This window comes from Mesorhizobium sp. P2_D6, assembly GCF_056404315.1.
The window spans coordinates 530,616-544,033 of sequence record NZ_JBFUEG010000001.1; the positions used below are offsets into that span (position 1 = coordinate 530,616).

The window sequence follows — 13,418 nt, forward strand, 5'->3', positions numbered from 1 at the left end:
CACTTTTCCTGGAATTGCTCTAGGCGACTGGCTCGCCGTCGAGATGAATGCGGTCGACGGCCTGCGGGTAGAAGGCGATGAGGCCCTTGATCTTGGGCATTTCGGCAACGGGATCGCGGTAGCTCCAGGCGATATCAGGGCTCACCGAACCGTCGGCGCGTCGGCCGGACCAGTAGGAAGCGATGCCCTTGTAGGGACAGCGCGTCGTGGTGTCCGAGGCGACCAACCTATCCAGCCTGACATCGTCCGGATGCAGGTAGAAACGCGTCGGCAGATGCGTCTCGAACAACAGGACCGGGCGATGGCTGTCGGCGATCAGTTCACCGTCGAACCAGATCTGGACATGGCTCGAACTCTGCAGGACGTCGATGCGCGCGTATGGGTCCCGCGCGTGGACGAAGACCTCTTCCTCCTCCTCGAACCACTGGTCGACCGCCTTCCAGGTGAAGGCGATGCGGCCGGCCAGCGGCGACAGGTTTTCATCCGGCGGCGCGACGAAAGACCAGGCGGCATTGGGCGAGGCCTTTTCGCCCGTCTCCAGGTCCCAGTAGGTGGTCTCGCCGCCGACTGGATGCGGCTGTCGGTGCTCGGAGGGCTTGAGCAGCGAGCGATCCACCGACGAGGCCGGGAAGAAATAGATCGGCAGGAAATGGTTGGAACGCAGCACCAGCACGTTGCGGCTGTCGGCGATGGTGCGGCCGGCGAATTTGACCCGGATGCGCTTGGGGCTGTGCAGGACGTTGATGAGCTGCGGAGCGGTGGCCTCGCGGGGCTGGAGTTTGGGCGCTGCTGTCATATCAGTTGCTCCTGATCAGGATACGGCGCGCGCATTGTCGCGCTGTTCGGCAAAGCGGTTGGCCGGCCGCGCCAGCCCGAAGCGGTCGCGCAGCGTTCCCGATGCGTATTCGGTGGGGAATACGCCGCGGCGCTGCAGTTCCGGCACGACCTGCTCGGCAAAATTCACCCAGTCCTCCGGCAGCAGCGGGAACATCAGGTTGAAGCCGTCGGCGGCGCCTGCCTCGAACCAGTCCTGCAACTGGTCGGCGATCTGTGTCGGCGTGCCGACGACGGTCGGCACCGAGCCGCTGTTGGCGAGTTTGCGCGCGATCTCGCGCAAAGTGAGGTTCTGCTTGGACCACTCCTTGACCCGGTTGAGCGAGGTGCGGCCGCCATTGAAGGTGCTCTCGTCCGGCAGCGGCGGCAGCGGTCCGTCCGGCGGGAAGACCGAGAGATCGACGCCGCTCCAGCTCGAGAGGAGATCGATGCCGACGCGATCGGGCAGCAAGCTCTGCAGGTACTCCTGCCGCTCGCGGCCTTCCGCTTCTGAAGCTGCGACGATCGGAAGGATGCCCGGCAGGATTTTGAAGCTCTCCGGCTTGCGGCCGTAGCGGGCGAGGCGCTCGTTGATGTCCTGGCGATATTTGATGCCGTCTTCCTTGCTGCTGTAGATGGCGAAGTGCGCATCGGCGTGCGCGGTGGCGAAATTCTTGCCGTCCTCGGACGAGCCGGCCTGGACGATCAGCGGATGGCCCTGCGGCGGACGCGAGACGTTGAGCGGGCCGCGCACCTTGAAATGCTTGCCCTTGTGGTCGATGGGATGGACCTTGTCGGGGTCAGCGAAATAGCCTGACCCCTTGTCGATGAGCAGCGCTTCATCTTCCCAGCTGTCCCACAGCGCCTTGACGATATCGAGGAATTCGGTGGCGCGTTCATAGCGGAAGGCATGTTCGATATTGCCGTCGCGGCCGAAATTGCGGGCCTCCTCGTCCATGGCCGACGTCACGACGTTCCACGACGCTCTGCCCTTGCTGATATGGTCGAGCGAGGCGAACATGCGCGCGACATTGTAGGGCTCGCTGTAGGAGCTCGACGCCGTGGTGATCAGGCCGATGTGCTTGGTGGCGCCTGCAAGGGCCGACAGCAGCGTCAGCGGTTCGAGGCGGGCGTTGGCGTAATGGGCGACGCCGCTTTGCACCGAATCCCAGATCGCGACATGGTCGGCGACGAAGATCGTATCGATCCTGGCGCGCTCGGCGGCCTGGACGAGATCCCTGTAGAATTCGAAATCCAGTACTTCCCGGCCCGGCGCGCGCGGATGGCGCCAGGACATGCGATGATCGCCCTGCGGATTGAAGAAAAAGGCGCTGAGAATCAGGTGGTCTCGTGCCATGCCGGTCTCCTTCCAGAACTGCTCCAGCGGACCGTCGCGATGCTTTGAGCGGCTGCGACAATCTCGCCTGAGCGATGAAAGGTAGATTGCGCTCCAGCTTAATTCGAGTAATTTTATAGATATTGTGCATAGCCAAAGCGAAAGCGATTGCCCCCGAAGGCCGCGCCGGAAGAAAGTGGTTTCAAGCAAGAGATGTCGTCATCGGTTCTGAAGGTAGAACAGCTCACCGTCACCTATGACGGGCGACGGGGATCGCATCCGGCCGTCAACGGCGTGTCGCTCACCATCGGCGAAGGCGAAGCGCTCGGCCTGGTCGGCGAGTCCGGATCGGGAAAGAGCTCCGTCGCGCTCGCCATCTTGCGCTATCTGCCGCGCAACGCCCGGATCGCGGCGTCGGCGCTCGAGTTCCAGGGCCGGGAGATCCGCGATCTCTCGCCCGAGCAGCTTCGCCGGCTAAGGGGCGATCGCATCGCGGCCGTCTACCAGCATCCGGGTGCGGCGCTCAATCCGGCCATGACGATAGGCCGGCAGATCACCGAGACGATCATGCGGCACCGCCCGGTTCGGCCGGACGAAGCGCGCGGGCGTGCCGCGGAATTGCTTGGCCGCGTCAGGGTGAGCAATCCAGAGCGGGTGCTCGATCTCTACCCGCACGAACTCTCCGGCGGCATGCAGCAGCGCGCCAACATCGCCATCGCGATTGCGCTCGACCCGTCGCTGCTGGTGCTGGACGAGCCGACGACGGCGCTCGACGCCAGCGTCCAGTCCGAGATCATCGCCATCCTGCAGGATTTGCGGCGAGACCACAAAACCAGCGTTCTCCTGATCAGCCACGACATCAACATGGTCCGCCGCGCCTGCGACCGGGTGGCCGTGATGCAATCCGGAACGGTGGTCGAAAGCGGCATCGCGAACGATGTCTTCGAGAACCCGGCGCACGCCTACACCAAGGCGCTGATCGCCTCGATCCCGGCCCTCAACTTCACCAAGCACGACGGCAGGCTGGCCGAGACGCATACAACCGGCCCATCGACACATCTGCATGTCCCCAGCGATCAGCCGGAAGTCGCGCGCCCCATCGCTGTCGCCTGCAAAGGCATCAGCCACGCCTTTGGCGCCCAAGCCGTTCTCCGCGATGTCGACTTGGAAATAGGTCAGGGCGAGACATTCGGGCTTATCGGCGAATCCGGTTCCGGCAAGTCGACAATGGCCAGGATCGTGACCGGCCTGCAGACGCCTGATGCAGGATCGGTCGAGCTGTTCGGCAGTACTGTCGCGCCGCGCGTCGAGAAGAGAAGCCTGAGCGAACGCCGCGACGTACAGATGGTGTTCCAGTCACCCGATCGCACACTCAATCCGCGCCAGCGAATCGGCAGGATTCTTGGCCGCCCGCTGCGGCGGCTCGCCGGCCTTGGCCGTGGTGAGGCGAGACAGCGCGTCGGCGACCTTCTTGCCTCGGTTCGTCTTGCCGCCACAACCGTCGACCAGAAGCCAAGATCGCTGTCCGGCGGCCAGCGCCAACGGGCGGCCATTGCGCGCGCCTTCGCCGGTGTGCCGAAGCTCGTCGTGCTCGACGAGCCGACCTCGGCGCTCGACGTGTCCGTGCAGGCGACCGTGCTCAATCTGCTCAACGACCTGCAGCGCGACAAGGACACGACCTATCTGTTCATCAGCCACGACCTCAGGGTGGTGCGCTACATGGCCGACAGGATCGGCGTGCTCTATCGCGGCCGGCTGGTCGAGACCGGTTCCTCCGAGCAGATTTTCCGCGGGCCCAACCATCCCTATACGAAACTGCTGCTGGCCGCATCGTCAGACGAGACGGTGCCGAAGGCTCCGGCTCAGCTTGATCTCGCAGCGCAAGCGCCCGAAACCTCCGGATGCTCCTTCGCGAGTCGCTGCCCAGTCGCCCTGCCCGACTGCCGAAAGGAGCAACCGCCGGTCAGGCAGGCGGGCGACGGTCATCTGATCGCCTGCTGGAGAGACGCAAGCAGTCTTTGATTGCAAAGCGGGCCAGGCCAACTGACAAGCCTACCCTCGAAGAGATGCCCTCCGGCCGATACGCCGGGGGACAGGTTTGGGAGGCCTGATCAGTTGGCGACTCTTGCTACAGGTGGTCAACGCGTCCTCCGGCGTGCAGACTTCGGTGCCGGTCTTGATGAACGGTTTGCCGCCCTTGCTCGGTTTGTCCAGCGCCATGATGATCTCGAGGCCCATGTCATAGGGGCGCTGGCCGATATTGTAGTGGCTGAGGCCGGCGGCGAGCAGCGGCCAATTTGTAAGTTTTCGATGCAAACCATCGTTTGAAACTTGAGGCTGCAGGCTCGAAATGCTCAGTATTTTTTTGCGGCGCTTATCATTTTGGCTCTTTCAAGCCGATATGAAAGTCAATTAGTATGTCCATCAAACAAATTACGGAGGATGCCGTGCTGGTGTCGACCGATCTTCGGCCGAATGAAACGCGAGCCCTTGCAGCGCTGTTTCGCGCCGGCGCGTTGAGCCGGGCAGCGCTTGCACGCGACCTCGGCCTGACCCGGTCGACCACCGGCGCTCTGGTGCTCGGCCTGACCGAAGCCGGTCTGGCGCGTGAGCGGTCGGACGAAGCTGATGACGAGCAAGACGGCGAGGGCCGCGTCGGCCGCCCCGGAATCCTGGTCGAGATCGAAGGCAATGGCGGCTTCTTCCTTGGCGCCTATATCGGCGTGAACTGGATTGCGACGGTGGCTGTCGACCTTGCCGGCGCGCAGCGTGCCAGCGCCTCGAGAGCCTTTGCCGGCCCGGGCAGCACGCCTGAAGCCGCAGTCGCCATCATTAGGGAACTCGTCGCCGAGATCCGTTCGCAGTTGCCTGAGGGTGCGCGTCCATACGGGCTCAATGTCGCCGTGCCTGGCTTCCCCGCCGCCGACGGCATTTCATACCATGCCACCATCCTTGGCTGGCACGGGGTCAACCTGGCCGAGCTGCTGGGCAATGCCTTTGGCGATGATTTTCCGATCCTGCTGGAAAACGATGCCAACGCCGTCGCGGTGGCCGAGACATACGGTGCGCAGCCAGGAAAGGACGATGAGGATGCTCTGGTCATCCTGATCGAGAACGGCGTTGGCGGCGGCATCATCAATGCCGGCAGGCTGCATCGCGGCCGACTCGGCGGCGCCGGCGAAATCGGACACTTACGCATTGGCGACGAAGGTTTTGTCTTCGACGCCAAGCGCCCGGGCCGGCTGGAATCCTATGTCGGCAAGGATGCTTTGCTGGCTCGCTACCTCCACATAAGCGGGCGGCGCGCCGGTGTGGATGAGTTTGTCGCAGCGCTTGCCGGCGGCGATCCGGCGGCCGTCGCCACTGCGCGCGACTGGGCGCTCTGGTTCGGCCGCGGCCTGGCGACGCTCGCCTGCACCTTGCAGCCGGAACGCATCATCCTCTCCGGCTCCGTCAATGCAATCTATCCCTTTGTCGCCGAACAGGTGGAAGCTTTCCTGCTGGACTTCCTCGCCGAAGGCTATCCCGTTCCCAGGATCGAACTGTCGCGCGTCGGCGCGGACGGTCCGGCGTTGGGCGCTGCCTGTCTGCTGCATCAGGCAGCTTTGTCGGGCGATCCGCAATTTCAACTTCGCGGCCTCGACGCGCGCTAATCAGGAGAAATTCCATGCCTCGCAAAGACGAAAAGCGGCTGCGTGTCGGCGTGCTCGGCTGCGGTCCGATTGCGCAGGCGGCGCATTTCGAATCCTGCACCAAGGCGCGCAATGCCGATCTCTATGCCATCTGCGATGTCGCCGACGATCTACGCGACAGGATGGCGGCCACTTTCGCGCCCGAAAAATCCTATGCCGATTATGGCCAGATGCTGGCCGATCCCGACCTCGATGCCGTCATCATCGCGACATCGGATACGTTCCATGTCAAGGCAGCGGAGCTGGCATTGGATGCCGGCAAGCATGTGCTGTGCGAAAAGCCTCTGGGCGTCTCCGTCGAGGAAGTCGAAGGCTTGCGGGTCGCTCTCGACAGGAGCGGCAAGGTGCTTCAGGTCGGCCATATGAAGCGCTTCGATCCCGGCATCCAGGCCGCGAAGGCCTTCGTCGACGATGAGATGGGCGAGCGGCTGGCGTTCAAGGGCTGGTATTGCGACAGCACCCACCGCTACCCGATGACCGATGCGGTGCAGCCGCTGATCATCACCAGCGCCAAAGCGCGCAAGCCGTCGGTCAACCCCAAGGCGAACCTGCGCCAATACTACATGCTGGCGCATGGCAGCCATCTACTTGACACGGCGCGCCATCTGCATGGGCCGATCGAGGCCGTCGAGGCCCGGCTCACCGAGCGTTACGGCGCCTATTGCTGGTTCGTCACCACCATCTTCGCCGACGGTTCGGTCGGTCATCTCGACCTGACGGTCGCCGTTCGCATGGACTGGCACGAAGGGTTCCAGATCTACGGCGAGAACGGCAGCGTTCTCGCGAAGACCTTTAACCCCTGGTACTACAAGAGCAGCGAGGTCGACATTTTCCGCGAGGCCGACGGCAGCTGGCATCGCACGCTTGGCGCGGACGGTCACTTTTATCGCCGCCAGCTCGAAGGTTTTGCCGATGTCGTGCTGAATGGCGCGCCCATGGTCGGCGCCGGCATCGATGACGGCATCGCCTCCGTCAGGGGGATGGCGGCAATAGCCCGCTCCGCTGCCGCCGGCGGCCGTGTCGTCAACCTCGCCGACGTCGACGGGGTCGTCTGATGCAGCTTGGGATTTTCGCCAAGACCTTCACTGCCACCGGCGCCTTGCCGGTGTTGCGCGCGGTGGCGGATGCCGGCTACGCGGCGGCGCAGTTCAACATGGCGTGCCTTGGCCTGCCGTCGATGCCGGACAGCATCGAGCCCGGCGCGGCCCGATCCGTCGCCGTGGCGAGCGGTGAAACCGGCGTTTCGATCGCGGCCGTGTCAGGAACCTACAACATGATCCATCCGGATCACTCGGTTCGTGTGTCAGGTCTTGCCCGGCTTGAGGTGCTCGCCGCGTCATGTGCGGATATGGGCGCCAGGCTGATCACGCTGTGCACCGGCACCAGGGATGCGCAGGATCAGTGGCGCTGGCATCCCGACAATGCCACTGACGCCGCATGGAGCGATCTTCGGGCGGAGATGGAAGCGGCGATCGCGATTGCCGACCGCTTCGACATCGAGCTTGGCATCGAACCGGAACTCGCCAATGTCGTTTCCAGCGCGCGGGCCGCCCGCCGCCTGTTCGACGAGATGAACAGCGCGCGGCTGCGCATCGTGCTCGACCCGGCAAACCTGTTCGAAGTGGTTGACAGCGCAGAGCGTCATCGCCTGATCGACGAGGCCGTCGATCTGCTGGCCGCGGAGATCGGCATGGCCCATGCCAAGGACCGCCATGCCGATGGCAGTTTTGCCGCCGCTGGACAGGGCGTGGTCGACTTCCCGCATTTCATTAGCCGTCTGAGAGCCGCCGGCTTCGACGGTCCTTTGATCACGCATGGCTTGACGGAAGCCGAGGCGCCGGATGTCAGTGCCTTCCTTCGCGGCGTCCTCGAAGAAAGCGGAAAAGCGTGAAAAGGACCTTCAGCCGCGATGGCGTCGACCTTGCCTACCGGGATGTCGGCACCGGCTTTCCCGTCATCTTCCAGCATGGGCTGGGCGGCGATGAGGCGCAGGTCGCCGACGTTTTTCCCGACCTGCCGCAGACACGGCGCGTGACGTTGGAATGCCGGGGCCAGGGCGGATCCAGCTATGGGCCGGTAGACCGGCTTTCGATTGCGACGTTTGCCGAGGACGTCGAAGCGCTGGCCGAGGCTATCGGCATCGGTCCGGCTGTCGTCGGCGGCATCTCGATGGGCGCCGCGCTGGCGCTGCGTCTGGCGGTGCACAAGCCGGCTCGCGTGCGCGCGCTGGTGCTCGCCCGGCCTGCCTGGGTGTCCCAGGCTGCCCCGGCCAATATGAAGCCCTACGCCGTGGTCGGCGATCTCTTGATGCGCCATTCGCCTGAAGACGCCCGGCGTCTGTTCGACGACAGCCCTGTCGCGGCCGAACTGGCCAGGTTCGCGCCGGACAATCTCAGTAGCCTGCAAGGCTTCTTCACCCGTCCGGATCCGGTTCTGTTCGGCAGGCTTCTGGTGGCAATCGCCGGCGATGGTCCGGGCGTGAGCGAGGCCGACATCCGCGCCATTGCGGTGCCGACCCTGGTCATCGGCCATGACCATGACCTTGTCCATCGCCTGGCCGATGCGCAGGTGCTGGCCGGGCTCATTCCGTCGGCCCGGCTTTGCACCATCACCGCCAAGTCGCAGGATCGCGTCGCCTACCGACAGGAATTTCGCGCCTGTCTTTCAGAGTTTCTGGAAACGCTCGCATGACGCATCGAATAGCTGACGACACGATCGCCGTGGTCGAGATCGGCGGCACCTCGGTCAAGGTCGGCTTTGCCGACCACGGCATCCCGGTGGATTTTGCCCGTACCTACCCCACCGCACAGTTGCGCCAGGGGGCGCCGATGGCGGGGCTGGCCGATGCGGTCATCGCAGCCAGCCGCGATGCCGGCCTCAAGCCTGCGCGGGTCGTTGCGACCGTCCCGGGTTTCATCGACCGCGATTTCGACACGGTGCTGCACACCGCCAACATTCCCGAGCTGAATGGCATCCGGCTGGGCTCGGAACTGGCATCCAGGCTTGGTATTCCCGTTCGGCTCGAACGCGACGTTGTGCTGCAATTGCTGGGCGAAAGCGTTGCCGGCGCGGTGAAGCAGCAAAAGGAGGTGCTGGCGGTCTATCTCGGCACCGGCATCGGTGCGGCCTATCTCGGCAAGGAAGGCATTTTCAGGGGCGGCGGCTGGGCGCTCGAGATCGGCCACATACCCGTCTACCGGCCCGACGAAAGCGGACCGCCAAACCGGGTCGAGACCTATGCTTCGGGGGCAACGCTCGTCGACCTTGCAGCGGATTACGACATCCCGGTGGCCGAGCTGTTTTCGGCGACCGGGCAGCCGCCATCGCTGCGCGAATGGCTGGACGAGATCGTCTGGCAGCAGGCGGTGACCATCGCAACGGCGGCCGCTTTGTTTTCCCCACAGACGATCCTGATCGGCGGCGGGATCGTCGACATGAAGTCCTATCCCCGCCAGACGCTCAAGCAGCGCGTCGCGGACAGCCTGCCGCACTCGCTTCTTGTCCAGCCCCTGGACATACGCTGGGCGGCCCTGGGCTGGCAGGCGGCCATTCACGGCGCGGTGCTGCTCGGCGCGGTCTGATCGCCGTGTTGCTGTCCGCAGCGGATTACTTGATCGTCTTCCCGTCCGCCCCGAACCGATATGTCTTGCCTGGCTCCGGCGTCGCGTACAGCGTCGCGCCCGGCTCCGCGTCGTACACACCGAAAATCCGCACCGTGATCAGCCCGGCCTTCTCGCAGTCGAGATAGAGGTTGGTGTCGGCGCCGAGATGCTCGGCATGCACCACCGTTCCTTTCCAGGCGCCGGACTTCGCATCGACTGTCAGATGTTCCGGCCGCACGCCGATGGTCTTGGCGGTCTCGCCCAGCCGCGCGCCGCCGATGAAGTTCATCTTCGGCGAGCCGATGAAGCCGGCGACAAATTCATTTGCCGGCGAATTGTAGAGCTCCATCGGTCCGCCGATCTGCTCGATTTTGCCGGCATTGAGCACGACGATCTTGTCGGCCAGCGTCATCGCCTCGACCTGATCGTGTGTGACGTAGATCATCGTCGCCTTCAGCCGCCGGTGCAGCTGCGCGATCTCCAGTCGCGTGTTGACGCGCAGCGCCGCATCGAGGTTCGACAGCGGCTCGTCGAACAGGAACAGTTTCGGCTCGCGCACCACGGCGCGGCCGATGGCGACGCGCTGGCGCTGGCCGCCCGACAGTTCCGCTGGCCGCCTTTCGAGATAGGGTTCCAGCGACAGCATCGACGAGGCGATGCCGATGCGACGCTCGATCTCGGCCGCGGGCGTGCCGGCCTGCTTGAGGCCGAGCCCCATATTGTTCTTCACCGTCAGATGCGGGTAGAGCGCGTAGGTCTGGAACACCATAGCGATGCCGCGTTTTGCCGGCGGTGTCGCCGAAACATCCGCGCCGTCGATCACCACCCGGCCGGAAGTCGAATCCTCCAGCCCGGCAATGACCCTGAGCAAGGTCGACTTGCCGCAGCCCGACGGGCCGACGAAGACGACGAATTCGCCGTCGGTCACTTCGAGGTTGATGCCCTTCAGCACCTCGACCGGCCCGAAGGCCTTCTTCACATTCTCGATTACCAGCGAGCCCACGGCTTCGTCCTTGTTCTAGAGTTTGACGGCGGCGCCGCTGCGCACGCTCTCATCGGCTGCAAGGCAGACGGCGAGCGACTTCACCGCGTCGTCCATGTGGCGGGTCAGGTCGATGTCTTCTCGGATCGCCTTCAGCACAAAGGCCTGCTCGAGGTCGCAGAGGTCCTGATGGCCGGGCTCGCCTTCCATCGACAGCATCTCGTCCGGCCTGGCGAACTTGCCGTCCGCACCGGTCGCGGCACTGTGCAGGCGGATGGTCGAGGTCTTGGTGTGAGTGTCGATGTCGTCGGACTTCACGCCTTCCTTCATGACGATCGACACGCAGCCATTGGGTGAAATCACGTCCTTCACGAAGAAAGCCGTTTCCGAAATCATTGGCCCCCACGCAGCCTCGTACCAGCCGACCGACCCGTCGTCGAACAGCACCTGCAGATGGCCGTAATTGTACATGGTCGGCGCGATCTCTTCGGTCAGCCGCAGCCCCATGCCGCGCACCTCGACCGGTTTGGCGTCGGTGATCTGCAGCATCACGTCGAGATAGTGCACGCCGCAATCGACGATCGGCGACGTTGTCTGCATCAACTGCTTGTGCGTCTGCCAGGTGGGGCCCGACGACTGCTGGTTGAGGTTCATGCGGAAGACGTAGGGGCCGCCGAGCTTGCGCGCCTCGGCGATCAGCCTGATCCAGGACGGGTGATGGCGCAGGATATAGCCGATCACCAGCTTTTTGCCGTTGGCCTTGGCCGCGGCGACGACGCGCTTGGCGTCGGCAACCGTCGTTGCCAGAGGCTTTTCGACAAAGACATGGCAGCCGGCCTCGAATGCCTTCACCGCATAGTCGGCATGGCTGTCGGAATAGGTGGCGATGCAGGCGACATCGGGCTTCTCGTCGCGCAGCGCGTCGTCGAAAGAGCGCCTGATGCCATAGCCCGACAACCCGTCCGGCAGCGGCACGTCGGAACGGTTGATCAGTGCCGCGATTTCGAAGCCCGGATTGGTGTGATAGGCCAGCGCATGGCTGCGGCCCATATTGCCGAGGCCGGCGACGACGACACGAAGAGGCTTTTCTAGACTCACTTGACGGCTCCGGAAGTGATGCCGCGGATCAGCTGCCGCGAGAAGATGACGTAGAGGATCAGCACCGGCATGATCGCCAGCGACAGCGCTGCCAGGATGGCATTCCAGTTGGTGACGAACTGGCCAAGGAACAGCTGCGCGCCGAGCGTCACCGTCTTGGTCTCTTCGGACGGCGCCAGGATCAGCGGGAACCACAGATCGTTCCAGATCGGGATCATGGTGAAGACGGCAACCGTCGCCATCGATGGCCGCACCAGCGGCAACACCAGCCGGAAGAAGATCGTGTATTCCGACAACCCGTCGATGCGGCCGGCATTCTTCAGGTCGTCGGACACCTGCTTCATGAACTCCGACAGGATGAAGACGGCCAGCGGCAGGCCTTGCGCGGTATAGACCAGGATCAGCGCTGTCAGCGTGTTGACCAGCCCGCTCGCCACCATCAATTGCAGGATGGCAACTGTGCCGAGCCGGATCGGGATCATGATGCCGAGCGCCAGATAAAGCCCCATCAGCGTGTTGCCGCGAAAGCGGTATTCCGACAGCGCGAACGCCGCCATGGCGCCGAACAGAAGCACGAAGAACAGCGAGGCGACGGTGACGACAAGGCTGTTCTGGAAATAGTGGATGAAGTCGCCCTGGCCGATCACCGTGGTGTAGCCGATCAGGTCGAACGTCTTCGGCGTCGGCGGCGTCAACGGCTCGCTGAAGATGCCGGCGCGCGACTTGAACGAGTTCATGATGACCAGGATCACCGGAAACAGCGCGATCGCCGTGTAGGTCAACAGGATCGCGTGGGCGCCGATGGTGCGGGGCAGTGAATGGGTGGCGGTGCTCATCGCTTGCCCCTCTAAAACTGGTAGCGACGCAGGCGCGTCTGGACGAGGAACAGGTAGACGCAGACGCCGCCAAGGATGATCAGGAACATCATCGTGGCGATCGCCGCGCCCATATTGGGATCGCCGACCTGCAGCTGGAAACCGAAGAAGGCGCGGTAGAGGAAGGTGCCCAGAATATCGGTCGAATAGTTCGGCCCGGCGAGCGCCCCTTGCGCGGTGTAGATCAGGTCGAAGGCGTTGAAATTGCCGACGAAGGTCAGGATCGAGATGATGCCGATCGACGGCAGGATCAGCGGCAGCTTGATCTTCCAGAACTGCGACATCCCGGTAATGCCATCGCATTCGGCGGCTTCGATCACCTCTTCGGGGATCGACAAAAGGGCGGCATAGATCAGCATCATCGGGATGCCGATGAACTGCCACACCGAGATCAGGCTGAGTGCGGTCAGCGCATATTGTTCTTTGCCCAACCATGGCGTGAACAGGCTTTTCAGGCCGACCAGGTCCATCAGATGCGGCGCCACGCCCCACAGCGGCGACAGGATCAGCTTCCAGGCGAAGCCGACGATGACGAAGGACAGGATGGTCGGCACGAAGATCGCCGTGCGGTAGAAGGCGGCGAACCTCAGCCGCGGGCTGGACAGCAATGCTGCGAGCATGACGCCGATCGGGTTCTGCACCAGCATGTGGATGATGAAGAACCAGACATTGTTGCGCAGCGCATTCCAGAAATTGACCGACCAGTTGGGGTCGCCGAACAAGGTGCGGAAATTGTCAAAGCCGACGAAGACCTGGTGCTGCTCGATGTTGCGGAACAGCGACAGCTGCAGCGTCCCGGCCAGCGGCAGGATCATGATCGCCGTATAGACCAGCAGCGCCGGCGCCAGGAAGACGCCGATATGCCAGCGGAACGGTCGTTTCGGTCGTGCGGCCATGAGTGCGGTCCCCGCCTATCCACGGTCTGGGCAAAAATGCTCCCACGTCGGCGCTGCCCCTCACCCTTACCCTCTCCCCGTGAAGAACGGGGAGAGGGGGTCGCCAGCGCTGGAGTGCATCCCT

At 63.8% G+C, this 13,418-nt stretch carries 13 protein-coding genes; 7 read left to right on the forward strand and 6 right to left on the reverse strand.

Annotated elements, in window-relative coordinates:
• Positions 1-19: 19 nt before the first annotated feature.
• Complete coding sequence (locus AC1D1L_RS02375) at positions 20-796, reverse strand: DUF427 domain-containing protein (protein ID WP_477338483.1); 777 nt, start codon at positions 794-796, stop codon at positions 20-22.
• Between the two features lie 15 nt (positions 797-811).
• The gene (locus AC1D1L_RS02380; RefSeq protein ID WP_477338485.1) at positions 812-2,170 is read right to left on the reverse strand and encodes an LLM class flavin-dependent oxidoreductase; all 1,359 of its coding nucleotides are present in this window, start codon (positions 2,168-2,170) and stop codon (positions 812-814) included.
• Positions 2,171-2,362: 192 nt separating this feature from the next.
• Between AC1D1L_RS02380 and AC1D1L_RS02385 the strand changes: the two genes are divergently transcribed.
• The 7 genes from AC1D1L_RS02385 to AC1D1L_RS02415 all read left to right on the forward strand — a co-directional run bounded on the left by AC1D1L_RS02385 (position 2,363) and on the right by AC1D1L_RS02415 (position 9,422).
• On the forward strand, positions 2,363-4,171 hold the full coding sequence (locus AC1D1L_RS02385; protein WP_477338487.1) for a dipeptide ABC transporter ATP-binding protein: 1,809 nt from the start codon (positions 2,363-2,365) through the stop codon (positions 4,169-4,171).
• A 93-nt stretch (positions 4,172-4,264) separates the two neighbouring features.
• On the forward strand, positions 4,265-4,477 hold the full coding sequence (locus tag AC1D1L_RS02390) for a hypothetical protein (RefSeq protein WP_477338489.1): 213 nt from the start codon (positions 4,265-4,267) through the stop codon (positions 4,475-4,477).
• Positions 4,478-4,566: 89 nt separating this feature from the next.
• The gene (locus AC1D1L_RS02395; protein ID WP_477338491.1) at positions 4,567-5,802 is read left to right on the forward strand and encodes an ROK family transcriptional regulator; all 1,236 of its coding nucleotides are present in this window, start codon (positions 4,567-4,569) and stop codon (positions 5,800-5,802) included.
• A 14-nt stretch (positions 5,803-5,816) separates the two neighbouring features.
• On the forward strand, positions 5,817-6,896 hold the full coding sequence (locus AC1D1L_RS02400) for a Gfo/Idh/MocA family protein (RefSeq protein ID WP_477338493.1): 1,080 nt from the start codon (positions 5,817-5,819) through the stop codon (positions 6,894-6,896).
• Entirely contained in the window at positions 6,896-7,732 is an 837-nt protein-coding gene (locus tag AC1D1L_RS02405) for a sugar phosphate isomerase/epimerase family protein (RefSeq protein ID WP_477338495.1), read from the forward strand. Before AC1D1L_RS02400 ends, AC1D1L_RS02405 begins: the two co-directional genes overlap by 1 nt.
• Positions 7,729-8,532 carry an alpha/beta fold hydrolase gene (locus tag AC1D1L_RS02410; protein WP_477338497.1) on the forward strand — a complete coding sequence of 268 codons (804 nt, stop codon included), beginning with the start codon at positions 7,729-7,731 and terminating at the stop codon, positions 8,530-8,532. The genes AC1D1L_RS02405 and AC1D1L_RS02410 overlap by 4 nt, the downstream gene beginning before the upstream one ends.
• Entirely contained in the window at positions 8,529-9,422 is an 894-nt protein-coding gene (locus tag AC1D1L_RS02415; protein WP_477338499.1) for an ROK family protein, read from the forward strand. The genes AC1D1L_RS02410 and AC1D1L_RS02415 overlap by 4 nt, the downstream gene beginning before the upstream one ends.
• A gap of 25 nt (positions 9,423-9,447) precedes the next feature.
• On the opposite strand, the gene AC1D1L_RS02420 is transcribed toward AC1D1L_RS02415, so the two are convergent.
• The 4 genes from AC1D1L_RS02420 to AC1D1L_RS02435 are packed head-to-tail and all read right to left on the reverse strand — an operon-like array spanning position 9,448 to position 13,294.
• Positions 9,448-10,446, reverse strand: a complete 999-nt coding sequence (locus tag AC1D1L_RS02420) for an ABC transporter ATP-binding protein (protein ID WP_477338501.1) — start codon at positions 10,444-10,446, stop codon at positions 9,448-9,450.
• A gap of 15 nt (positions 10,447-10,461) precedes the next feature.
• Complete coding sequence (locus AC1D1L_RS02425; RefSeq protein WP_477338503.1) at positions 10,462-11,523, reverse strand: Gfo/Idh/MocA family protein; 1,062 nt, start codon at positions 11,521-11,523, stop codon at positions 10,462-10,464.
• On the reverse strand, positions 11,520-12,359 hold the full coding sequence (locus AC1D1L_RS02430) for a carbohydrate ABC transporter permease (protein ID WP_477338505.1): 840 nt from the start codon (positions 12,357-12,359) through the stop codon (positions 11,520-11,522). Before AC1D1L_RS02430 ends, AC1D1L_RS02425 begins: the two co-directional genes overlap by 4 nt.
• A gap of 11 nt (positions 12,360-12,370) precedes the next feature.
• A complete protein-coding gene (locus tag AC1D1L_RS02435; RefSeq protein WP_477338507.1) occupies positions 12,371-13,294 on the reverse strand; it encodes a carbohydrate ABC transporter permease in 924 nt (307 codons plus the stop codon).
• Between the last annotated feature and the right edge of the window lie 124 nt (positions 13,295-13,418).